The 23889-nt window shown below is 47.9% G+C and carries 19 protein-coding genes; 1 reads left to right on the top strand and 18 read right to left on the bottom strand.

Features of this window, described 5'->3' with window-relative positions; all coding sequences use genetic code 11:
* The first annotated feature begins 179 nt into the window (after positions 1 to 179).
* Entirely contained in the window at positions 180 to 911 is a 732-nt protein-coding gene (locus tag A6049_RS21280; protein WP_053779008.1) for a ZIP family metal transporter, read from the top strand.
* A gap of 154 nt (positions 912 to 1065) precedes the next feature.
* Here A6049_RS21280 and A6049_RS21275 read toward each other — a convergent pair whose 3' ends face one another.
* From A6049_RS21275 to A6049_RS21190, 18 genes are all read right to left on the bottom strand, one after another.
* Complete coding sequence (locus A6049_RS21275) at positions 1066 to 1881, bottom strand: alpha/beta fold hydrolase (protein ID WP_063566573.1); 816 nt, start codon at positions 1879 to 1881, stop codon at positions 1066 to 1068.
* A 181-nt stretch (positions 1882 to 2062) separates the two neighbouring features.
* Positions 2063 to 4075 carry a heavy metal translocating P-type ATPase gene (locus tag A6049_RS21270; RefSeq protein ID WP_063566633.1) on the bottom strand — a complete coding sequence of 671 codons (2013 nt, stop codon included), beginning with the start codon at positions 4073 to 4075 and terminating at the stop codon, positions 2063 to 2065.
* Between the two features lie 371 nt (positions 4076 to 4446).
* On the bottom strand, positions 4447 to 5754 hold the full coding sequence (locus tag A6049_RS21265; protein ID WP_063566572.1) for a homocysteine synthase: 1308 nt from the start codon (positions 5752 to 5754) through the stop codon (positions 4447 to 4449).
* Between the two features lie 246 nt (positions 5755 to 6000).
* Positions 6001 to 6846 carry a sugar phosphate isomerase/epimerase family protein gene (locus tag A6049_RS21260; protein WP_063566571.1) on the bottom strand — a complete coding sequence of 282 codons (846 nt, stop codon included), beginning with the start codon at positions 6844 to 6846 and terminating at the stop codon, positions 6001 to 6003.
* 34 nt (positions 6847 to 6880) lie between these two features.
* Positions 6881 to 7639, bottom strand: coding sequence for a 2-dehydro-3-deoxy-D-gluconate 5-dehydrogenase KduD (kduD, locus tag A6049_RS21255; RefSeq protein ID WP_063566632.1), 759 nt, complete (start codon positions 7637 to 7639; stop codon positions 6881 to 6883).
* A gap of 82 nt (positions 7640 to 7721) precedes the next feature.
* Entirely contained in the window at positions 7722 to 8480 is a 759-nt protein-coding gene (locus A6049_RS21250) for a DeoR/GlpR family DNA-binding transcription regulator (protein ID WP_063566570.1), read from the bottom strand.
* A gap of 37 nt (positions 8481 to 8517) precedes the next feature.
* Positions 8518 to 9357, bottom strand: a complete 840-nt coding sequence (gene kduI, locus A6049_RS21245) for a 5-dehydro-4-deoxy-D-glucuronate isomerase (protein WP_063566631.1) — start codon at positions 9355 to 9357, stop codon at positions 8518 to 8520.
* 140 nt (positions 9358 to 9497) lie between these two features.
* Entirely contained in the window at positions 9498 to 11141 is a 1644-nt protein-coding gene (locus tag A6049_RS21240) for a glycoside hydrolase family 13 protein (protein ID WP_063566569.1), read from the bottom strand.
* Between the two features lie 21 nt (positions 11142 to 11162).
* Positions 11163 to 11852, bottom strand: a complete 690-nt coding sequence (pgmB, locus tag A6049_RS21235) for a beta-phosphoglucomutase (protein ID WP_063566568.1) — start codon at positions 11850 to 11852, stop codon at positions 11163 to 11165.
* A gap of 18 nt (positions 11853 to 11870) precedes the next feature.
* A complete protein-coding gene (locus A6049_RS21230; protein WP_063566567.1) occupies positions 11871 to 14072 on the bottom strand; it encodes an alpha-L-rhamnosidase-related protein in 2202 nt (733 codons plus the stop codon).
* Positions 14073 to 14128: 56 nt separating this feature from the next.
* Entirely contained in the window at positions 14129 to 14971 is an 843-nt protein-coding gene (locus A6049_RS21225) for a carbohydrate ABC transporter permease (protein ID WP_063566566.1), read from the bottom strand.
* Positions 14972 to 14985: 14 nt separating this feature from the next.
* Positions 14986 to 15882, bottom strand: coding sequence for a carbohydrate ABC transporter permease (locus A6049_RS21220; RefSeq protein ID WP_063566565.1), 897 nt, complete (start codon positions 15880 to 15882; stop codon positions 14986 to 14988).
* Positions 15883 to 15941: 59 nt separating this feature from the next.
* A complete protein-coding gene (locus A6049_RS21215; RefSeq protein WP_063566564.1) occupies positions 15942 to 17228 on the bottom strand; it encodes an ABC transporter substrate-binding protein in 1287 nt (428 codons plus the stop codon).
* Positions 17229 to 17254: 26 nt separating this feature from the next.
* Positions 17255 to 19585 (bottom strand): glycoside hydrolase family 65 protein, encoded by a 2331-nt coding sequence (locus A6049_RS21210; protein WP_063566563.1) that lies wholly within the window; start codon positions 19583 to 19585, stop codon positions 17255 to 17257.
* Between the two features lie 154 nt (positions 19586 to 19739).
* Complete coding sequence (locus tag A6049_RS21205) at positions 19740 to 20756, bottom strand: LacI family DNA-binding transcriptional regulator (RefSeq protein ID WP_063566562.1); 1017 nt, start codon at positions 20754 to 20756, stop codon at positions 19740 to 19742.
* A gap of 209 nt (positions 20757 to 20965) precedes the next feature.
* Entirely contained in the window at positions 20966 to 21295 is a 330-nt protein-coding gene (cyoD, locus tag A6049_RS21200; RefSeq protein WP_063566561.1) for a cytochrome o ubiquinol oxidase subunit IV, read from the bottom strand.
* Positions 21296 to 21916, bottom strand: a complete 621-nt coding sequence (gene cyoC, locus A6049_RS21195) for a cytochrome o ubiquinol oxidase subunit III (protein ID WP_063566560.1) — start codon at positions 21914 to 21916, stop codon at positions 21296 to 21298.
* On the bottom strand, positions 21917 to 23887 hold the full coding sequence (locus tag A6049_RS21190; RefSeq protein WP_063566559.1) for a cbb3-type cytochrome c oxidase subunit I: 1971 nt from the start codon (positions 23885 to 23887) through the stop codon (positions 21917 to 21919).
* Between the last annotated feature and the right edge of the window lie 2 nt (positions 23888 to 23889).

The following is a 23889-nucleotide window of genomic DNA, read 5'->3' as shown; positions in this document are numbered from 1 at the left end:
AGAACGAAAGCCTACATCATGTCCACATGACCTGCCCGTTATGACAATTAACCTATGCAGAAACGGAATTCTAATTTATAATCATTCTAATCTGTTGTTCATTATGATCTCTTTTATGTACGGTGTCAATGCTCGGCAGCGATTATGAAGAAGTCTTCATCAGGAGGGAAAATGGAAGCATGAACGATGCACTCATTGGCAGCTTTATCTCAGCCATGTCTACCGGCCTTGGGGCCATACCTATTCTATTTATGCGCAAAGTAACCCACCGCCTGCGTGATATTTTGCTTGCCTACGCAGCAGGCATCATGACCTCTGCCTCGGTGTACAATCTCATACCGGAAGCACTCGGGCAATCCAATCTGTTTGTACTTGCCCTTGGTATCATGCTGGGCAGCATGGTTCTGCTTGTGCTAGAGATGAAGATTCCCCATGTGGATCTGGAAAATCCCGAGAAGATGCCTTTCAAAATTGAAGCCAAAGCCTTCATGATCATTGCAGCTATCACCATGCATAACCTGCCCGAAGGGCTATCGGTAGGTGTCAGCTACGCGAGCAGTGACGCAGGACTTGGCAATCTGATTGCCTTTTCCATTGGATTGCAGAATGCGCCGGAAGGATTCCTGGTCGCCCTCTTCCTCGTCAATCAGAACATCGGTCGCTTCAAGGCGCTCGGTATCGCCACGCTGACGGGTGCAGTTGAGATTGTGACAGCCATGATTGGTTACACACTCAGTAGTCTGGTCTCCGGTCTGGTCCCTTATGGTCTTGCCTTTGCAGCGGGTGCGATGATGTTCATCGTGTACAAGGAACTGATTCCCGAAAGTCACGGCGACGGCAATGCACGGGCGGCAACGGTTTCCTTTTTGCTCGGACTAATCACGATGATTGGTCTGACTGAACTCTTTTAATAGAAAGAACATAGGAAAGTCCTCACATGAACACAAGAATGGACGGCAAAAAACCTGAAAGGACAGCGGTTCGCTGAACTTCCAGGTTCTTTTTTTGTTCACAAATGAAGATTCAATGAAATAGTTGGAACGACCTGTAAAGATCGTTTGACGATCACAGTCCGGATTTGATAAATCGAATCAATTCGGCATTGAATTTTTCCAATTCATCATAGAATGCCCCGTGACCACTCTCTTCAAAAGCAATCAATTGAGAACCGGCAATGCCTTTGTGCATCTCCTCGGCGAACTCAAACGGGCATATCTCATCCTTCTTCCCGTGCAAAATGGCTGTAGGTACCTGAATCGAACTCAGGTCACCTCGCAAATCCTCATCCCGCAGGGCAATCGCACTATTAATCGTACTGTAAGACGAGGCCTCCATACCGAGTGTATGAAACCAATCCATAAACGGCTGGCTGTGCTGCTTCGCGAAAAACATGCCGCCAAACGTCTCCAGCAACTTCGGACGATCAGCGAAGATCGGCTCAATAATCTGCTCGGTAAGCTGCGCTGCAGTCAGGCCATACGGATAACCCTCACGCTGCGTGAACACTGGTGCCGCCGCTGACAATAGCGCCAGCTTGGATACACCATGTCCCGCATGGCGGGCCATATAATGCACGGCAATCGCTCCACCCATGGAGAAACCTGCAAGTACCACGTCACTCAACTCTAGATCATCAATCACAGCACGAACATCGTCCGCCATCCGGTCGTAGTCATAGCCTGTGGACGGTGCGTCCGACTTGCCATACCCTCTGAAATCTATGGCAATGGCACGAATGCCGTGATTAGGCAGTACATTTAATTGATATTCAAACATTTTATAATTAACTGGCCAGCCGTGCAAAAAGACAACCGGTGTTCCTTGGCCAATATCTTCAACAAATACACTCACATTCGGTTCCACTTGTACGTAACGTCCCATATTTCACAGCTCCCTTTATTGTCATGTCGTTGCAGCGGCAGATTGCCGCACTGCATGGTAATGTTTCAATAACAACGTTCCCTTAGTCATATTCCATGTAGAACGTTCCTCTGGAATCGTCTCTTCGATTCATTACCCGATGACCCAAGGTTCAAACGCCGTTTTTTTCAATTGGATATCGTTATCGCAGGAGTCTTAGTCCATTCAGAATAACCAGGATCGTGCTGCCTTCATGGCCTACCACACCCAATGGTAATGCAACATCTTGTAAGAAGTTACCCGCGATTAGAGCCAGAATTACCGTGATGGCAAAAAACATATTCTGCTTCACCGTCCGCTGCGCCCGACGTGCCTGCCTGATTACCCAGGCGATTTCTTCAATATTATCATTCATCAGTACAACATCCGCTACTTCCAGTGCAGTGCCACTGCCTGATACACCCATGCCCATGCCAACCGTTGCCGCTGCAAGTGCAGGCGCATCATTCACACCATCCCCAACCATCAACACTTGCCCGTACTGTTCGCGAAGCAGATGCACCTGCTTCACTTTATCTTCGGGTAACAAACCTGCGTATACCAGGCTTACACCAGTCTCACGGGCGATCACTGCTGCCGATTCGGGACGATCACCTGTCAGCATAGCCACTTTCACACCCATCGCTTCCAGCATTTTCACCGCTGCAACCGCTTGTGGGCGCACGGTGTCCCTCATCGCGATCAATCCAGCCATCTCCCCGTTCGCTGTTATGGCAGACACGGTTTTGCCTTCTCCCTCAAGTTGGGCACGTATGCCATACCACACAGCAAGATCGTCCATATTAGAAGCAATAAATTGCTTCTCTGTATCATTTGCGTTATTTACCTCAGTGATATGATGCGTATCCAACTCATCCGTTTTCCCAATTTTCCAGAGAACGCCGTCTACTTTCCCTTCAATCCCCCAGCCCGTCAGAGCTTGAACCTGTTCAGCAATCGGGAGGTTGATGTCCTCCTTGCTTGCCTGCTCCACAATAGCCCGAGCCAGTGGGTGCATCGAAAGGTTCTCAATGGCAGCTACCGCTCCCAACAACTGTGTACGGTCATATCCGTCTGCCGTTATAATATCGGTCACCTGTGGTGTACCCATCGTCAATGTTCCTGTTTTATCAAAAGCAACCACCCGGGTCTGGGCCATGTTCTCCACATGAGCGCCACCTTTGAAAAGAATACCGCGACGTGCACTGCTGGACATCGCTGATAACATGACCGGCATAATGGAAGAAACCAGGGCACAAGGTGAAGCTACAACCAGAAAGACCATTGCTTTGTAAAACGCCTCATTCCACGTCCAACCAAGCAATAGAGGTGTTCCCGCAATAACCAGTACCGTTACGGCGACAACAATACGGGCGTATATTCCCTCGAATCGCTCAATAAAGCGTTGGGAGTCCGGCACTTCCGTCTGCGCTTCTTCCACCAGTTTAATGATTTTGCCAAACAACGATCCTTCAGCGGATTTGGTCACCTCCACATATAATGCACCTTCACCGTTCACAGTACCTGCAAATACTTCGTCACCAGCAATTTTGTCTACGGGTAAGGATTCCCCTGTAATCGAGGCCTGATTGATAAAAGAGCTGCCTCGGTACACAACACCATCCGCCGGAACCAGTTCGCCCGGCTTCACCAGCAACAGATCCCCCGGCTGCAAATCATCGATGGATACACGATTCATTTTACCGTCCTCAATACGCAGCGCCGTTTCCGGTTTGAGCGCCAGCAGTGATGAAATATCCTTGTGACTGCGCTCCGTTGCATAGCTTTCCAGTGCACCACTTAACGCAAAAATAAAGATCAGCATGGCTCCTTCATTCCAGTAGCCAATGGCTGCCGCTCCCAACGATGCTGCAATCATGAGCAGATTCACATCAAGATCACGATCCTTGACCAGTGTCTCTATGCCTTCTTTGGCTTTAGTCCATCCACCTATGGCATAAGCAACAATATATAGTAGTACGGATAACGGGTTAGACCATGATGCCGTCGCCCAGGCAATAAGCATCAAAAGTCCACTGCCCAGAGCAGCTTGCATTTCCTTGTTGCGCAGCATAGCCCGAAAGTCTGGTTTGCGCCCTCGGCCTGGGCCAGGTGTATTGGCTGAACGCTGTTCAGCTTTTGCTTGGGTTTGAATGGGTTGGTGTATCGCTTGCATATGAATCACAATCCTTTCTGAATGTCGGGTTGTGGAGTGCATTTTGCTGCATCCATGTCCCGTGTATTGAAGTCGTATTGAGAATGAGAGCCATTGTTAATACCCTAAAAATGACACATGCTGCTGCGGGAATCCCGCAGCAGCATGGTTATTGAATGGTTGTCGAATGATTTTCAAATCATTTTGAATGAGAATGATAATCATTTTTTGTACTTATGCAATTATTTTTACCCAATACAACTTTTGATTCATTATATGCCTGTGCTTTGCATTTGTAAATGGGTTTTTCACCTTAGCCGGTGTAAATTAAAAAAGCCACTCGTCCATAAGGACAAGCGGCTCGTATGAATTTAATTTATTCACGTTATGAATTAAACACTAACGCTTGATTGCTGGCTAGCCTTAATGGCTTGCTCCAGATCGTAGAGGATATCCTGAATATTCTCTGTACCCACAGATAGACGAATCAGCTCAGGATTAACTCCGGCTGCAGTCTGCTCATCTTCTGTCAGCTGTTGATGCGTCGTACTTGCCGGATGAATGATCAGTGACTTGGAGTCACCTACGTTGGCAAGGTGAGAGAACAGCTTCACATTTTCAATCAGTTTGCGTCCTGCATCTACTCCGCCTTTGATACCAAAGGTCAGAATGGCTCCCTGGCCTTTCGGCAAATACTTCTGTGCCAGTTCATAGGAAGGGTGACTCGGCAAACCTGCGTAGCTTACCCATTCCACATCCTCATGTTTCTCCAGATATTGCGCCACAGCCAGTGCGTTGCTGCTATGACGTTCTACACGCAGATGCAGTGTCTCCAGCCCTTGAATGAGCAACCATGAATTGAAAGGTGAGATCGTAGCACCAAAGTCACGCAGCAATTGTACACGAGCTTTGATAATATAAGCAATCGGTCCAACCGCTTCTGTATATACGACACCATGATAGCTGGAATCCGGTTCTGTCAGTCCCGGGAACTTGCCACTCGCTTTCCAGTCGAATTTGCCGCTGTCCACAATAACTCCACCAATGGAAGTACCGTGACCGCCAATAAATTTGGTAGCCGAATGAACGACAATATCAGCTCCATGTTCGATTGGACGAAGCAGATACGGACTTGGGAATGTATTGTCTACAATCAAAGGAATGCCATGTTCATGGGCGATAGCTGCCACAGCTTCAATGTCCAATACGTTGCCTTGCGGATTACCAATCGTTTCAGCGTACAATGCTTTGGTTTTGTCCGTAATCGCCGCCCGGAAATTTTCAGGATCACTGGAATCTACAAACTTTACATCTAAGCCAAGTTTCGGTAGTGTGGTTGAGAACAGATTGTACGTTCCTCCATACAGACTCGCTGCGGAAACAATCTCATCTCCCGCACCTGCGATGTTTAAGAGGGAGAACGTAATCGCTGCCTGACCGGAAGCGGTAGCAAGTGCACCCGCGCCTCCTTCAAGTGCAGCAATACGTTGTTCGAACACATCCGTGGTCGGATTCATCAGACGTGTATAGATATTGCCAAACTCTTTCAATCCAAACAGATTGGCTGCATGCTCCGTATCACGGAATCCGTAGGATGTTGTTTGGTACAACGGTACTGCACGTGCATGGGTGGTCGGATCAATCTCCTGGCCGGCATGAATTGCCAATGTTTCAAATGAAAGCTCACGTTCGTTTGACATAAATCTGTTTCCTCCCTTAACTTATACGTTTGGCAAATCCCTAGATGTCATGACATGGTGGCGTATGTTTTCCATATTCTCTCACAAGATGTCGCTTTTGAAAAGAAATATTTCCGATTTTTCCGATGAGAAATATTAAATATGTATCAGTAAGACTGCTACACCAAAAAAACCTTTGCTCCCGCAAAGGTTTTCCGGATTTTTTTCAACCATCACCTGCTGAACTTCTGCGTGATTTTATACCGTTTATACCCGAACGCCACTCCATATTTCACGTAAATGCTTGGCCGCCGGGACAGCTTCTTCCGCGGTTACCCCTTCTAGTGAAATATCGATGTGTGGTTTATAGCTCTTCAATAGTTCAAAAAATAACGGATAATCCAGAATGCCCTCACCCGGCACCGGATTGAACTTTTCACCCTGCGCATTGAAAGCCACATCTTTGGCATGAATGACAATGATACGCTGATACAGCGTTTCCATCACTTCACGCAGGAATGCAGACTGGTCAGCCACATGAGGTTGTTTGATCAGATTACAAGGATCGAACAGCATGCCCAGATTGGATGAAGGAATTTCTTCAAACAGACGGATCATATGTTCACGTGTATGAAGCGTATGGGTAGATACTGGCTCAATCGCCGCATGAACGCCCCACTTTTCCGCCTCTTCCGCCAGTTCCTCTACCGTCTCCCGCAGCACCGTCCATGCCTTTTCTTCATATGCATCCGGATGAGTGTCGCGATACGTATCCAGGCCCCCTGTCTCCGTTGCCACCATGCTGCAACCGAAATCCCGGGCATAACGCAGATGCTCCTTGAATCGTTCAATGTCTGCACGACGAGCCACAGGATCAGGATCAATCGGGTTAATGTAGCAACCTAGTACCGCAATCTTGACTCCGCGCTGTGCAAATTGATCTCCGATCTCATTCGCAAGTCCAGGGCTCAGCTTGCCGTTGGCCGAGTCCACATCCGACAAGGCCTTGGCTAATGCCAGCTGGACCGAATTAAATCCGTTATCTGCGATGGTCTGTGCAAGCTGTGCTGTAGGCTGTTTACCAAACGTATGCGCAAGAATACCAAGTTTCATGTCATTGCCTCCTTTGCATCGATCGCTGACAGCGTTAACGAGCCATCCAGCCGCCATCCACATTCAGTACGTGACCATTCAAATAATCCGAAGCCGCCGATGCCAGGAAAACAACCGGACCTTTCAGATCCTCAGGTGTTCCCCAGCGTCCAGCCGGAATCCGTGCCGTGATGTCACGGTACCGATTTTCATCGGCGCGAATCTGAGTTGTATTGTCTGTTTCCATATAGCCTGGTGCAATCCCGTTGATTTGAACACCTTTGCCTGCCCATTCATTTGCGAGTGCTTTCGTTAAACCGGCAACCCCATGTTTACTGGCCGTGTATCCCGGTACGTTAATTCCGCCCTGATAAGAAAGCATGGAGGCAATGTTAATGATCTTGCCACTTCCCCGTTCAATCATATGTCTGCCAGCCAACTGGCTCAGGAAAAATACCGTATTCAGGTTAAGACCAATGACATCATGCCAGTCCTGTTGACCGTGATCGGCTGCAGGTGTGCGACGAATAATTCCCGCATTGTTGACCAGAATATCAATTCTCCCTTGAAAGGCTAATGCCTTTTCAAACACCCCGGTCAATTCGTCCTCACGGCTCAAATCAGCTTCAATCACATACGCTTTACGTCCGAGAGCCTCAATGGCACGCGCTGTTTCCGATGGATTGGAGTAAGACACCAGCACAACATCTGCCCCGGCTTCAGCAAGGCCAATCGCCATTCCTTGCCCAAGTCCTCCTGACGTACCAGTGACAAGTGCAACTTGTCCGCTTAAATCAAATGGGTATGGGTTCATGAATGATTCCTCCGCATGGTTATTGGGTTGCAAACCGTGTTCTTCAGCCTCGGCAGTCATGTAACCACTGTGGAACTGAAGATCAGCTCTGATAATCCACTTCGATACCATTTTGCCTGTATAGGGCTGCTGTCTCCTCATCCAAGCGACTATCGCTGATGATACAGTCCAGCTCCGAACAGTGTGCAAAGGTCCGAAGGGCAAATTGTCCGAATTTATAATGATCCACGACGCCATAGACCTGCTGTGAAGCAGAGATCATTGCTTTTTTTAGTGGCACCAGATCTCCTGTATATATGGAAAGTCCAAATTCCGGATGAAGTGCCGTCGTGGAGATAAACGCTTTGTGAATGTTGAGACCGGAAATGAAGGCAGCCGTATCGTCTCCCACCAGCATATTGCGAACTCTTGCTCCGCCGGGCACAACCAGTCGCACCTGCTCCTTTTTGGTCAGCTCAGCAATAATGAACAGATCATTGGTAACCACCGTAATGGGCTGATTGTCCAATCTCTTCGCCATCTCCAACGTAGTGCTCCCGCCATCCAGCGCAACAATATCTCCTGGTCGGATATACGCAAGGGCTCGCTCGGCAATCTCCGTTTTCTCCGAATGATGCTTTTCCGTAGCCCCACGACTCGTGAGGATGCCGTACTGGTCGTTCTGAGCCAGCATCGCACCCCCATGGACACGTACGAGCAATCCCATGCCTTCCAGCTTATCGAGATCCTCCCGTACGGTCTTGCCCGTCACCTGCAGCAGTTCACTCAGATCACTAACGGTGACTTCCTGCCGCTCCAGCAGAGCCTCCATAATTTTTTCATGTCTTTTCAATGGATTCATCACAGATCAACTTCCTGTTTCTTTGGAATTTACGCGCCTATTTCAGGTCTTTCATCGCCACGCCGTCCATATCCTCGAACGTCTGGTTTTCCCCAGCCATTGCCCAGCAGAAGGTATAGCTGCTCGTACCGACACCACTGTGGACAGACCAGCTAGGAGAGATGATGGCCTGACGGTCACGTACAACCAGATGCCGTGTTTCATTTGGCTCGCCCATCATATGGAATACGACGCCATCTTCCGGCAGGTTGAAATACAAGTATACTTCGGAACGGCGGTTGTGGGTATGTGCAGGCATCGTATTCCACATGTTACCCTTGTCGAGTTCCGTAATGCCCATCACCAGCTGACAGCTCTGAATCCCGCCTTCTCCCTGATGGATATAGCGATAGATCGTCCGTTCATTCGAGCTTTCGATGCTGCCGAGGTGGTTCGGCTGAGCTTGTTCTTGCGTTGCTTTTACTGTTGGATATGTGTGGTGAGCCGGTGTGGATACAAAATAAAACTGAGCCGGCTGATCCTTGCCGCTGCTCTTGAACACGACTTCTTTTACACCTCTGCCGATGTACAGGCATTCTTTCGCACCAATCTCGTAGCCTTGACCGTCAGCTGTCACGGTTCCATGGCCTCCAACATTAATGATACCGATTTCACGACGCTCTAGGAAAAAGTTCGTTCCGATATCCTTCAGATTTACTTCAAGTGCGATATCCTTGCTTTGAGGTACAGCCGTTCCTACAATATAACGATCTACATGAGAGTAAACGGTTACCAACTCATCTGTGGCAAACAATTGCTCCATCAGAAATTCCTCGCGCAGACGGGAGGTATCATAGTTTTTCACTTCATTTGGGTGTGCAGCATAACGGTTTTGCATCATTAATCCATTCCTTTCGTTAGTCAGATAATGTTCATATAAGTTCATTTTAGTTCATTATGTATCTTTTGTGTACCTTTTTTTATAAAAAAGAACCCGACGGGAAAATCCCCGCCAGGCTCTGCTGATCTTGCGATGTATTATAAGGAGTAAATGAGCGCCTCATAAGGACGCAAACGAAGATGGCCTTCTCTAACCTCATCGGAGGTTGACCGATCCAGATTGCCAATGATCAAGCAGGCATTCGTCGCTCGATCAGCGAATGAAGCAGGCAGACGATAGGACTGCTCCCGGTCCGAGTGATTGAGAATGACAAGCCATGTCTCTCCATCCAGACTGCGGCTATATGCATATACATGCTCTTCCCCTGCCGATTGGTCACTATAATCTCCATAGACCATAACCGCGTGTATTTTACGCAGGGCAATCAGCTGCTGGTAATATGCAAATATGGAGTCCTGCGCAGCCAAATCCCGCTCCACATTAATCTCTTCATAGTTGGGATTCACCTTCATCCACGGCCGCCCTTCGGTAAACCCGGCATGCTTGCTGCTGTCCCACTGCATGGGTGTGCGGGAATTATCCCGGCTCAGCGGCTGAAGACTGTGGAGCACTTCATCTGGCGCACGGCCTTTACCGATTTCTTCCTTATATTTGTTCTTCATTGCAATATCGTGATATTCATCAATGGAAGAGAACCGGACACCCGTCATGCCGATCTCCTCTCCCTGGAATACATACGGTGTTCCCGGAAGGGTATGAATCATGGTCGCCAGTTGTTTGGCGGATTGCACACGGTATTGTCCATCATTCCCGTACCTTGAAACCTGTCGGGTGTGATCATGATTGTTCAGGAACTGGGAGTTCCAACCTTCATGTCGGAAAGCTTCATACCAGCTCTCCTGAATTTCCTTGTACCGTTTCAGATCCCAAGTAGGCATGTCATCCGCCACCTGGAAATGGAATAACGTATGCAACTCTTTCCGGTTATCCCCCACATACAGAAGGCCATCCTCTGGTGTGACAAACGGAATTTCTCCTACAGTCATGATGTCGTAATGCTGGAGAACCTCCCGGTTCATTTCCTGCAAATATTCATGAATGCCTGGATTATTGCCCAGATAATCAATGTTCTCCGGGTGCTCCGCATCCGGGAAACCTTCCAGCTTGGCGAGCAGATTAATTACATCCATGCGGAAGCCGTCAATGCCCTGATCCAGCCAGAAACGCATCATCCGGTAAATCTCCTCACGCAGCTCGGGGTTTTCCCAATTCAGATCAGGCTGCTCCTTGGCAAAGGAGTGGAAATAATACTCTCCCGTCCGCTCGTCGTAAGTCCACGTTGAAGGTTCAAAATAGGATCGCCAGTTGTTCGGCGGGCCATCCGGTTTCCCTGGCTTCCATATATACCAGTCGCGTTTCGGATTATCGACAGATGAACGTGATTCTTCGAACCATGCATGCTGCTCTGATGTATGATTGACCACCAGATCCATAATGAGTTTCATGCCCAGTTCATGTACCTTGTCCAGCAATTGCTTGAACTGCTCCATCGTTCCGGCTTTCGCCATGATGCGATAATAATCCGCTATGTCATATCCGTTATCTTTATCCGGCGATTCATAGATGGGATTAAGCCAGATGACATCAATACCCAGACTTTTGATATAGTCCAGCTTGAGCATCAAGCCCTCCAAATCCCCGATGCCGTCTCCATTCGCATCCAGGAAGCTCCGCCAGTAGACCTGATATACCACGGCTTCTTTCCACCATGCCCGGTTCATGCTGCATCTCCCCTTTTCTGCTTAATGGCTGTGCTCCTGCAACGTACGCTCCAGGAAGGACAGCGTGAGCTGTGTAGTATCTTTCAGCACCACGTCCGCTCCGGAACCTTTAAGTACAGCTTCTTCACCAATACCCACGGCGATCATGCCTGCGGATTTGATGGCCTCAATACCCGCCTGCGCATCCTCGATGCCGATGCAGGCCTTAATGTGAGCACCCACTTCTTCTGCTCCACGCAGGAACAGATCAGGTGCTGGCTTACCGTTTGGTACGGAATCCGGATGTACCACATAGCGGAACAGCGAGTCCAACTCCAGCGCCTTCAGAATTTGAGGAGCATTTTTGCTGGCCGAGGCGATCACCGCAGGAATGCCGGAGGCTTGCAGCTCAAGCAGCAATTCCCGAATTCCAGGGTAGGTATGCTCCGGTGTCAGCGAGTCCAGCAACGAGACGTAATGTTCGTTTTTACGCTGTGCGAATTCTTCCTTTTCCTCAGCCGAAAACGCCTCTTCCTTGCCACCCAGACGTAAAATGCGCGCCAGTGACTCCCCACGGCTAATGCCCTTTAACTGCTCGTTGAACTCCCGATCAAACGGAATATCCAGCGATTCCCCCAGCTTCTTCCACGCTACATAATGGTACTCCGCCGTGTCGGTAATGACACCATCCAAATCAAAAATAACGGCTTGAAGTGCTCCGTTCCCTTTCATTACCCGTTCCTCCCCATGTTATTGCTCTAGTTGCCATTCGATCCGTTTCTCGTTGCTTTCCCGTTTCTCGCCCTTCCAGTCCAGAACAACCGTCCAGCCCGATGCGTTGGAAATGCTCGCATAACGTTTGCCCTCACGGGATTCAAAATGGATATCGAACTCCGCATCGCCTACCATCAGATGCTCCAGACTGCATGTTTTGTTATCCCATGCCTGCGGCATATTAGGTGATAAGGTTAAACGGCGATGCTGTGCTTCCGGTTGAACGCCGAAGAAATGTCGTACGACTGGTACAGCCAGTGCATAGATGGTCCACGCCTGCACTACACAGCCGTAGTCCGGGGACATCTCCGAGAAAGAACCTGGCACTACACGTGAGAAGCTTTTCCCCATCCGACGCAGTAAATCCAGTGCGTGATCCGGATGTCCGTACGCAGCTTCTGCAACCGCATGTGCTCCGGTAGAGATTGTCATCGTGCCTTGTTGATACATGGCCGCAAGATAAGTACCGTATTCACCAATGAAGTCGCGATTTCGCATCGCTTCCAGAGCACGCTGTGCTTTGTCCTGATCGGCAATTCCTGCTTCCATTGGAGTGACAATGACCCAGTTTTTGTTCAGCAACCAACCGCGATCTTTCTGATCCTCACCTGCATCGGCAAGCAATCCTTCCACGTACTCCCGGTAGTCTGTGATCCCTTGCTTTTCAGCGAGAGAAACCATGTAATCCACCTTGGGCACAATATCAGAAACAGGTGCAACGGCATCCGCATAGAGGCTGTCTTTTTCAGACCAATACACATCATTCACTGCGCGTACCGCTCTTTCAGCCAGTTTTTGATATGTCTGATGCCGCTTCGTTTCACCCAAATAGAGACTCATGTGCTCCAGCGCCTGAAGAGCCTTGGCTGTATATACGGCACTATCAATCAGTTCCATATTCAATCCGGCAATCTCGATGATGCCGTAACCGGAAGGGAACAGGTCTCCGTCCGGGTCCATCTCACCCAGCAGCCAGTCGATTCCCTGAACACAATAGTCATAATGCTCGCGCAGAAGTGCATCATCTCCGGTCCACAGGAACATTTCCCATACAAAGGCGATATAGTGTGCCGTCTCCTGCGTGTTGCCGCGATTAGACACGGCTCCTATCGTGGTCACTTCATGCACAAAACGTCCATTACCGTTTGCTTCCTTGGATTTCTCCAGCAACAAATTCAGCGTATCCCGCACCAGTTGATGGTCTCCCGTAGCAAGCACACCCTGAAGCGCATACGTACTGTCACAGCCGAACCACCACGGATACGTGGGTCCACCTGCCGTCAATCCACGACCAATGCCGTCTACTTGTTGCACCAGCCACTGATTATTGCGCTTCACCCAGGCAAATTGCTCGTTCAGCTCATCCTCGCCTTCAATGGTCAGCACTGCGCGCTGATCCAACTTGTCGTAGAGTTGCTGCTTCTGCTCTTTCAAGCTGACGTAGTCACGTTCGATGACTGCATAAGTCTGCTCACAGGCTTCACGGGACGACTCCGAACCGGCAACAAATAACCGGAAGCGGAACACATCCTTCTCCTCCAGCGTGCATTCGGTTACAAAAGAAATGCCTGTGCCCTTGCCTGCCGTCAGTTCTGGTCCGTAAATCTCAGGACCAACTGTCATTACCGTTCCAGGCAGGTCACTTCCAATCATGGCATACCAGTCTTGGGCATCATCTTTGACGATGACTTTGCGCGAAGAAATAGCTTCTGCCGTTTCACCCGCTCCTGGGATAATTCCGATCTCATCGGAATACCACACTGGACGGAGATCGGTACGTGACAGCAGCTCCAGCTTGAGCCGGGTTGTTCCTTTGCCGTAAGCGCTGATCTCATATTCTGCGACCATGCCTTTTTCATAATCGGGGGCAAACTGGTTGCGTTCAATGGATACCGGAATGTGGCTCAATCCGTGATCATAATCGAACCGGCTTCCGCCCCAGGATTCACTTGTGAATCCGTCTGCCCTTGCCCATACCGCAATGTTGCGATCCAGATCGGTTACCTTCAGCCAGAAGCCGTCCAGCAGCTTGATCGGATGCAGCCATACACCACCCATTTCGTTAGCCATATGATGCCCAAAGTCGGGAAAGTATCCGTCCTGGGTACCGCAAATCTTTACATATTCACCTGCGTTATAATACAAATTAAAAGGATGTCTGCTTGTTAATGTGGCCATGGTAGTCCTCCTCTGCGGTTTGGCTTACCGCTCATCTCTTCTATTCATACGGACGATTAGCCCTTGATTGCAGAAGAGATGGAAATGCCTTCAATAAAGTATTTTTGTGCAACAAAGAATACAAGGAGTGGCGGAAGCATAATCAGCATCGTTGCAGCCATTAGCATGTTCCATTCCACGTTATACAACCCTTTGAACATGGACAATCCGAGAGCCAGCGTATACTTCTCACTGGAGTTCAGATAAATGAGTGGTCCCTGGAAGTCATTCCATACGCCCATAAAGGTAAAGATCGATACGGCAATCAGTGGCGGCATGGAAAGCGGCAGCATGATTTTAGTGAAAATCTGCATTTTATTGGCTCCGTCAACAAAAGCAGACTCATCGAGATCACGCGGAATACCGCGCATGAACTGGCGAATCAGGAAGATGTTAAACGCTCCGCCCCCGAAGAATGCAGGGATAATGAGTGGTAAAAATGTATCAACCCAGCCGATTTCCTTGAACATGATGAACATCGGGATCATCGTTACCTGCGAAGGCAGCATCATCGTCGCCAATAGCACCAGGAACAGCGTGCGTTTGCCGCGGAAGTTAAACCGGGCGAAACCATACGCACATAGGGCAGACGAGAATACGGTACCGACTAATACCGGAATCAGAATAATCAGCGTATTTTTCAAAAATGTAAAAAACGGGATGGCCAAGACGGCATTTTTATAGTTAGACCACATCCATACAGCCGGGAAAAAATCATCTTTGAACACCTCGGCAGGTGTTTTAAGAGACGTTGCAAACGTCCATAACAGCGGGATCAGCACGACGGCTGCACCAGCGATAAGCATGAGCATAGAGAATAGTTTCGAGTAGACCGGTTTCCGTGTCGTTGCTTGATTCATCATTTGTCCTCCTCTCAATCCTTTTCGTTATCGCCCTGGTAATAGACCCACATCGAAGAGCTGCGGATGACCAGCAACGTAAACGCCAGAATGATGATGAACAATACCCAGGACAATGCCGAAGCATAACCCATTTCAAAATCGGTAAAAGCTTTATTGTACAGATACAAGTTATAGAACAAGGTCGAGTTAAGCGGTCCCCCGTTGGTCATAACAAATGCTTGTGTAAAATACTGGAATCCGCCGATGATACCCATAATCACGTTGAAGAACACCGTCGGGGAAATCATAGGTAATGTAATGTTGAAAAACCGTTGAAGCGGTCCCGCTCCATCCAGATTGGCAGCTTCATACAGCTCTTCAGGAACGCCCTGCAAGCCGGACAAATAAATGATGATCGTATTGCCGACGCCCCACAAACCCATGACAATCAGTGCGCCCAGCGCATAGCTCGGATCTTGAAGCCAAGCTGGCCCCTGTACGCCGAAAAAGGCAAGCGCCCGGTTCAGAATGCCGTATTCCGGATTGAAAATCATAATCCACATCATTGATGCCGCTACAGCTGGAATGACGGATGGCATGAAATAGATCAATCGGAAAAATTTCATGCCTCTGTTCCGCATATTAAGCAGCAAGGCGATAAGCAGTGATGCCACTTGATATAGTGGTACGGATACCAGAGCGAAGATAAAGGTAACTTTCAACGATTGATAGAAAAGCTCATCATGAAACATCGTTTTGAAGTTATCCAGACCGACCCATTCGATCGATTGTACGCCGGTGATAATATCCCATTTACTAAATGCCAGCAGCAGGGAGAATAACATTGGACCAATGGTAAAGAGCAACAAGCCTATAAGCCAGGGCAATATGAACCAATACCCGGCACGCTCGGATTTAGAATTACGCATAGCAGCCTCCTTGATGAAGAGGGTGAATCAGCATGGCCGCCGACTCACCCGCATGGTTTTTACTTGATTTTGCTGTCAACGTTCTTCGCAGCTTCATCCAGAGCGCCTTTGACATCCTGTTTGCCAAGCAGCACTTTTTCCAGCGCCTTGGTGAATTCTTCAACAAACACAGGTCCGTTTGTAGAACGCATGGTGACCGGTTTTTTAGCATAATCCATCATTTCGATGACCGGTTTGTCTGCTACTTCTTTGGCTTTGACTTCGTCCAGTTCTTTCACAGTCGCTGGCAGTACTTTACCGTTCGCAGAACGAAGCTTCTGTGCATCTGTACCCGAGAGCCATTTCACCAGTTCATAAGCCGCTTCTTTATTTTTACCGGCTGCGTTGATCGCCCAACCTGCACTTGCGATAATGCTTGAACGAGTACCGTCCGTATTTTGTGGAATCAGTGCAGAACCATATTGAACATCGGATTTGTCGAGATCACCTTTGATCCAACGACCTGTAATCATCATGGCGAGCTTGTCTGTCATGAACATCGATGAATCTCCGCCAAGTGTCTCGGAATCCAGTGGCGTCGGGGATACACGGCTATCTCCTTGAGACCAGGATACATATTTATCCATTGCCGCTATCGTTTTTTCACTGTTCATGTAGCCTTCCGCAGCTGTTCCATCCTCATTCGCGATGTCTGTACCGTTATCCCACAGGTACGTATAAATCGGATATTCCCATTTGCCTGCGTTGAATCCGAATTGAGTATATTTTTTTCCATCTTTTTTAGTCAGTTTCTGTGCAGTTGCAATCATGTCATCCCAAGTCCATTCATCTGTTGGATAAGGGATTCCCGCTTCATCAAACATGCGTTTGTTGTACCAAAGTGCAAGTGGGTTGAAATCTTTAGGCAAGTAGTATTGTTTGCCTTCGATTTTCATATTTTCAATGAGATCCTTTTGGAAAATATCCAGATTAAAGGCAGTGTCTTTGCTCAAATAATCGTCGAGTGGCTCAATTACACCTTTATCAACGTATTTGTAGTAGTCGCCTTCACCAACCAGGAATACGTCTGGAGCCTGACCTGCTGCCAGAGATGTAGTGAGTTTTGTTCCATAACCTTCACTTGGAATAGGCTCAAACTTCACTTCGATATCCGGGTGTGCAGCATTGAACTCTTCCGCAAGCTTCACTTCATCCGCACCGGAGTTGACATCTCCCCATACGGAGAAGGTGAGTTTTACTTTTTCTCCTTTTCCGCCTTCCGCGCTGTTGCTTCCACCTGAAGAACAAGCGGATAACACTAATACCAAAATCAGCATAATGACCAAACTTGCGGACCCTTTTTTCATTTGAATGACCTCCACATGGATTTATATTAAACCAAGGTTTGAAACCGTTTGCTGAAAGTAACTTGCTGACCGGACAGAAGGAGAGAAATTTCTTCCTCTGCATCACTCTCGATTAGAATACCCTCGGACGTGATTGTGATATGCAACAGCTGGTTTTGCCAGTAAAGCGGGAATTTCAGACTGCTCCAGGACTCTGGCAGCTTCGGATCGAGATGAAGCTGGCCATCCAACATGCGAACTCCGGCAAATCCCATCACGACACATTCCCATATTCCGCCCAGAGAAGCTGAGTGGATGCCTGCATCCGAAGAGTGCATATGCGGTCCCAGATCAATCTCGGACGCCCGGCGGAACAGATCATAAGCGAGCGGACGATTACCGAAGTCACTGGCAAGGATACTGTGCGTTGACAGCGACAATGAGGAATCATGCAATGTTTTTTCCTCATAGTAGTCATAGTTCGCACGTTTGATAGCGGGTTCAAATTTATTCTCAAGCAGGAAGAACAGCATCATGATGTCAGCCTGCTTCGAAATTTGCATTTCACCAACCTGATCCAGGTTGTAATCATTGAAGATGCTGGCGACTTTCGTCTGATTTTTATAAGGGGTAAGATCAATGACTTTCTTCTGCAAGTAGGTATCATCTTGTGGAATAAGTCCTTGTTCATTTGGCCCTGGCAGATACATTTGATCCAGCTTGTTCCATGTTTTCCTAGCTGATGTCAGGTCAAGCTTCGCAGACAATGCCTTGAGTAATTCAGGTTTTTCCTGCTCAAGCTTTTCATAATATTGAATGGCCAGTTCCATATTGAAGTGAGCCATATGATTGGTGAATGCATTGTTGTCCACATGTTCCTTATATTCATCCGGTCCAACAACCTCATTGATGTGATAGCGGCCCTTGGCCTCATCCCACTCCAGACGGCTGGCCCAGAACGTTGCTGTATCAAAAATGATCTCGTAGCCATATTGCTCCATGAACGCCTCATCGCCTGTAGACTGGACGTAATGCCAAACGGCATAAGCGATGTCAGAGGTAATATGCTGTTCAATGAAGCCGGACCAGATCTTCGTCTGTTCTCCGGTTACGATATCTACATCTCCCCATACCGGTGTAACTTCGCCATCTTCGATCCAGGCTGCTTCCCATGGATACATGGCTCCTTCGAATCCGTTCTCCTTGGCCTTGCTTCTAGCTCCATCCAACCCCTGATATCGATATTCCAGCAAGGATCTTGCGATCTTGGGATTGCTGTAGATGAAGAAAGGCAGGATGAAGATTTCCGTATCCCAAAAGGAATGTCCCTTGTACCCTTCACCACTTAATCCTTTCGCCCCGATTCCCATGCGATTATCATGAGCAGGTGTCATAATGACGAGATGATAGATGGCGAAACGGATAGCAAGCTGGTCATATCCGCTTGTGCTGTCCACTTCAATGTTGTACGTGAACCAGGTATCCGCCCAGGAGTTAGCGCTTTCACGAAACAGCTGATCATACCCTTTTTGCGACTCTTCCTTCAGTTCTGTCAGTGAAGATTCACGCATTTGATCCAGTGAATATCCACCGTTGCTGTACACCAGATCGCGGCTGGTATGCACATTCGAGATTTTTTCCAGTGTTACCGATTGTCCGGCTTCCACGGTCACTGTGCCTTCGATGCCAACCTTGCGGCGTCCCATCGTTTGACGCAATTCCGGCTCAACTTTTTCACCATTCAGCTGCCAGTGATGCACCGTATTGGTTACAAAATCAACCGCCGATTGTGTCGTCGTTGACGTCATTTGAATATAAGTCTTTTCAAATATCCGTTTTTCGCCTTCCGTGAAATGCTGTGCACCCGAGTTCGTCCATTGTCCGTTAATACCAGACGCAATGTGAACACGTGCCTGACCATCCAGTGGCTTGATACTTACGGATGAACCAACCAAATGACGGTTGCTCAAGGAAACAAAGCGACGGAATTGAAGTTCAAAGCTTTCTCCAGTTGGGCTCTGCCATACCACGTTACGGGTCAGCTCACCGTTCTTGAGATTCAGTTGACGACTGTAGCTGATCGTTCTTCCTTTTTCCAAGCTGAAGGTTTCCCCATTCAGAGTGATTGAAAGTTCCGTTACATCCGCTGCATTAGGGAGTTCTGTTACTTCATGCTCATCAAACTTATTGAAGGTTCCAGCTACGAACCAGTTCCGCACTTGTCCAACATAATTCTCGTCCGTTGCGGAGCGAAGTCCCATGTAGCCGTTTCCAAGTGAGAGCACAGCTTCGCCTTTCCCTTGATGAGCCGGATCAAACCCGGTTTCAGTTACCAGCCAGTTACTCCATTCTCCTTGTCCTGCATCGTATTTCAGCAATTTGTATTCCCCCTATGTCTATCTTATGTTGTATCCGAAACGTTTTGGATTTGAGTGAAAATAATACCGAAACGTTTCGGATTTAAAAAACATTTCGGTGCTCTCTTCATCTCGTTCATTTTGCAATCCCTCGCGAACCGTTTCTCAGCTAAACTCAGCGACCTGGTTTGGCTGTTGAGGATCTCAAAACCAATTCATTTTGCAAAATATTAAATTTGGGACTGTCTTCCGATCTCAGCATGCCCATCAACAGGTTTGCAGCTTCATGTCCCAACTGATACATGTTCTGGCCGATGGTGGTGAGTGGTGGTTGAAAATAAGCGGCTGTTGGAATGTCGTCAAATCCTACTACAGATAATTCATCCGGTATAGAGATGCCTATTTCATTCGCAGCCTTCATTACACCCAAAGCCATCATGTCGCTTGCGCAAAAAACTGCGGTAATTTCCGGATATGTCTTCAACAATTCAGAAGCTTGTTGCTGTGCTTCCTCTTCCGTGAAATTCCCGTTTACGATCCATTCAGGCTTCAAGCTCAACCCTGCATTTCGCATTGCATCGGAATATCCTTCATAACGCTCCTTGGATACAAAAGCCTCGGGGTACCCGTTCACCATGGCAATCTGCCGATGACCCAAACCAATAAGGTGCTCTACAGCAGTCTGTGCACTTTGTTTGTGATTCGTTGATACAAAACCAACATACTCACTGTGAATGGGTATATCAATCAATACACAAGGAATGTCACTATCCAATACTTCCTGCAAATACGGATCATCCGTCTTCACACCCTGAAGAATGACACCGTCCACCTTTCGTTCCCTGCACAGCTGTGTGTACGTTTTCATCTTTTGCTTCGCTGTATTTGTGCTGAACAAAATCAGATCATAATCCGAATTGGCAGCGCTATCATTAATACCGCAAAGCACTTCGAAAACAAAGTTGTTATCGATGTTTTTGTACGTCATGCCTGATACGAGCAACCCCAGCGTTTTGGTTTCCTTCATGACCAGGCCTCTCGCTAGACCATTTGGACTATAGTTCAGGGTTTCGGCGGCTTCTTTAATCAGTTTGCGCGTACTATCGCTGACGTCCGAGTACCCATTCAGAGCTCTGGATACGGTCGTAATCGAAAATCCCGTCATTTGTGATATGTCTTTGATTGTAGCCAATTGCTTTCCTCCAAAACGTTTCGGATTACTTATATTTCTGAGTATACGGATTCAAGAAAAAAAATCAAGAACTTTTTTCGACAATATTTCGACTTTTTGTATCTCATGCGTCCCTTCCCTTATTCTGCCCGCATTCAGGATGGAAAAAGGAAAAAAAAAAGATCTCCCGACTTTTAAATAAAGTCGGGAGATCCCTGAACCTATAAAACTTAATGTGCAACTGTATTGTTCAACATGATCCAGATGGAACCAATAACGATGGTCATCATGATCAACAGACCAAAGATCAAAGCCATTACATTCCAACGCGGCTTCTCCGATTCACGGATATGCATGAAGAAGAAGAGTTGAACCACAAACTGAAGTGCTGCTGTTACCAGAACGACACTCAGTGTTGCTGTTCTGCCCATCATGTCATTCAGAACCACTACCAAAGGAACAATGGTCAGGACAACGGACAGAATGAAGCCGATGACATAGGACTTGAGTGAACCATGCTGTTCGTGGCCATGGGATTCATGTGAGTTATGCTCTGCCATCTACATCACCCCCATCAGATAGACGATCGACAGGAGGAAAATCCAGACGACGTCCAAGAAGTGCCAGTACAAGCTGATTACGTTGATTTTACCGCGAGTAACATCGGTAATTCCACGTTTTTTCAGTTGAAGCATCAATCCGATCATCCAGATCAGACCGAGCGATACGTGAAGTCCGTGAGTTCCCACAAGGGTGAAGAATGCACCAGAAGCTGCACTCGTTGTATAACTGAACCCTTCATGAATCAACTCAATAAATTCCGTTACTTCCAGGGCGATAAAGCTCGCACCCAGAACAGCTGTAACTGCCAGCCAGCTGATCAATTGCTTCACCTTGCCCTGATTCATGGCAAGAACCGCAAGTCCACTTGTGAATGAACTTGTGAGCAAGATAAATGTCTCGGCAATAACGCCAGGCATTTTGATCAGTTCAGACAATACAGGTCCGCCCGCCGAATTGTCACGCAACACAATAAAGGTTGCGAACAACACGGAGAACAGGATAACGTCGGAAATCAGGAAGAACCAGAATCCGAGTATTTTCAATTCTTGCGGGTCATGGTGACCATGGTCATGATCATGTGCATGGTCATGACCGTGCTTCGCGGCTGCTTGAGCCATTTATACCGACCCCCTTAACGACGCTTCGGTACGCTTAATTTCGTCAACCGGAATATAATAATCCGTATCGTATGAGAATGAACGAGCGATCATGCAAATCCCTACGCCAGCGAGTCCAAGAATCGCCATCCACAGCCATCCGAATACAAAGCCGAAACCGGCAACGAACCAGCATATAGACATGATGAACGGAATCGCGGAATTTTTAGGCATATGAATCGGCTCAAGCGGCTGTTCAGGTGGATAGATGCCTTTGGCACGACGTTCTTTCTCTTCCCACCACTCATCAATATCATCTCCGCGCGGTGTAATGGCGAAGTTATATTCAGGAGCAGGTGAAGGAATCGACCACTCGAGCGTACGACCACCCCAAGGGTCGCCAGATGCTTTGAGTGTTTTGTATTTCCGAATGCCGTCTGCGATTTGTGCTACCTGGAACAAGAATCCGACACCCATCAGGAAAGCCCCGATTGTGGATACAAAGTTCAGTTCCCACCAGCCGGTATCCCAGCCATAGGTGCTCAGACGACGTGTCATACCCATCAAACCGACAGCGTACTGCGGCATGAAGCAGACATAGAAACCGATATTCCAAGTCCAGAAAGCCCATTTACCCAGTTTTTCTGGCAGTTGGAATCCAAACATTTTAGGCCACCAGTAGTACAGACCTGCAAAGTATCCGAATACTACACCACCGATCAATACTTGGTGGAAGTGGGCAATCAGGAAGTAACTGTTGTGGAACTGGAAGTCAGCAGGTGCAACGGATAACATAACCCCCGTCATACCTCCGACGATAAAGCATGGAATAAATGCAAGTGTCCATAGCATCGGGGTATCCATGCGTATCCTTCCCCGGAACATGGTAAACAGCCAGTTGAAGATCTTAACCCCTGTTGGTATGGCTATCAACATCGTGGTTACGGCGAAGAATGCATTAACGTCTGCTCCCGAACCCATCGTGAAGAAGTGATGCGCCCATGTAAAGAAGGACAGGAAGCTAATGATCAGCATCGCAAATACCATTGATTTGTAACCAAACAATTTTTTCTTCGAGAATGTACTTACAATCTCGGAGAACACACCGAATGCCGGCAAGACAACGATATATACCTCAGGGTGACCCCACATCCAGATCAAGTTGATATACATCATCGGATTACCGCCCAGATCAAGTGTGAAGAAATGCGCCCCCGCAAACCTGTCGAGGAAGAGCAATGCAAGTGTCACTGTCAAGATTGGGAATGCAAACAGAATGATAATACAAGTGGAGAATACCGACCATGTAAACATCGGCATTTTCATCCATTTCATGCCTGGCGCACGCATTTTAATGATGGTAACCAGGAAGTTGATACCGGTAGCCAGGGAACCGATACCCGAAATCTGAATACCCCATATATAGAAGTTTTGTCCCACCCCCGGGCTATGCGATAGCTCCGATAAAGGCGGATAACTGAGCCAACCTGCGTCCGGTGAACCACCGATAACGAAGGACAGGTTGAACAGCATTGCTCCCAAGAAGAATAACCAGAAGCTTAGTGCATTAAGGAATGGGAACGCAACGTCCCTTGCCCCTATTTGAAGCGGTACAATAACATTAAATAAACCGAACATAAACGGCATCGCCATGAACAAGATCATGATCGTACCATGAGTCGTAAAGACCTGATTATAATGCTCAGGATGTAAGAAATCCATGTTAGGCATAGCTAGCTGAAGACGCATCATCAGTGCATCCACACCACCACGGAAAAGCATGATAATGGAAGCAATAATATACATAATACCGATCTTTTTGTGATCGACGGTAGTTAACCAGTTACGCCAGAGCCAGCCCCATTTTTTGAAATAAGTCAACACCGCTACGATGGTAATCATCGTAATTCCGATCGCCACGTCCGCACCATAAATCAGCGGATCACCGGTAACGAAAAACTCCGATGCAAACTCCTTAAGTCTCTCTAACATTG

It is taken from the genome of Paenibacillus sp. O199, from assembly GCF_001636635.1.
Lineage (GTDB): Bacteria > Bacillota > Bacilli > Paenibacillales > Paenibacillaceae > Paenibacillus > Paenibacillus marchantiae.
The sequence above is the reverse complement of the archived record's forward strand: the minus strand, read 5'-3'. Positions and strand labels throughout refer to the sequence as shown.

Coding starts and splice junctions, on each gene's coding strand:
- pgmB (WP_063566568.1), bottom strand. CDS start 11,852: ATGAAAGGGAACGGAGCACTTCAAGCCGTTATTTTTGATTTGGATGGT.
- A6049_RS21230 (WP_063566567.1), bottom strand. CDS start 14,072: ATGGCCACATTAACAAGCAGACATCCTTTTAATTTGTATTATAACGCA.
- A6049_RS21190 (WP_063566559.1), bottom strand. CDS start 23,887: ATGTTAGAGAGACTTAAGGAGTTTGCATCGGAGTTTTTCGTTACCGGT.
- kduD (WP_063566632.1), bottom strand. CDS start 7,639: ATGAACCCATACCCATTTGATTTAAGCGGACAAGTTGCACTTGTCACT.
- A6049_RS21265 (WP_063566572.1), bottom strand. CDS start 5,754: ATGTCAAACGAACGTGAGCTTTCATTTGAAACATTGGCAATTCATGCC.
- cyoD (WP_063566561.1), bottom strand. CDS start 21,295: ATGGCAGAGCATAACTCACATGAATCCCATGGCCACGAACAGCATGGT.
- A6049_RS21220 (WP_063566565.1), bottom strand. CDS start 15,882: ATGCGTAATTCTAAATCCGAGCGTGCCGGGTATTGGTTCATATTGCCC.
- A6049_RS21240 (WP_063566569.1), bottom strand. CDS start 11,141: ATGAACCGGGCATGGTGGAAAGAAGCCGTGGTATATCAGGTCTACTGG.
- A6049_RS21280 (WP_053779008.1), top strand. CDS start 180: ATGAACGATGCACTCATTGGCAGCTTTATCTCAGCCATGTCTACCGGC.
- A6049_RS21250 (WP_063566570.1), bottom strand. CDS start 8,480: ATGAATCCATTGAAAAGACATGAAAAAATTATGGAGGCTCTGCTGGAG.
- A6049_RS21270 (WP_063566633.1), bottom strand. CDS start 4,075: ATGCAAGCGATACACCAACCCATTCAAACCCAAGCAAAAGCTGAACAG.
- A6049_RS21275 (WP_063566573.1), bottom strand. CDS start 1,881: ATGGGACGTTACGTACAAGTGGAACCGAATGTGAGTGTATTTGTTGAA.
- kduI (WP_063566631.1), bottom strand. CDS start 9,357: ATGCAAAACCGTTATGCTGCACACCCAAATGAAGTGAAAAACTATGAT.
- A6049_RS21260 (WP_063566571.1), bottom strand. CDS start 6,846: ATGAAACTTGGTATTCTTGCGCATACGTTTGGTAAACAGCCTACAGCA.
- A6049_RS21215 (WP_063566564.1), bottom strand. CDS start 17,228: ATGAAAAAAGGGTCCGCAAGTTTGGTCATTATGCTGATTTTGGTATTA.
- cyoC (WP_063566560.1), bottom strand. CDS start 21,916: ATGGCTCAAGCAGCCGCGAAGCACGGTCATGACCATGCACATGATCAT.
- A6049_RS21225 (WP_063566566.1), bottom strand. CDS start 14,971: ATGAATCAAGCAACGACACGGAAACCGGTCTACTCGAAACTATTCTCT.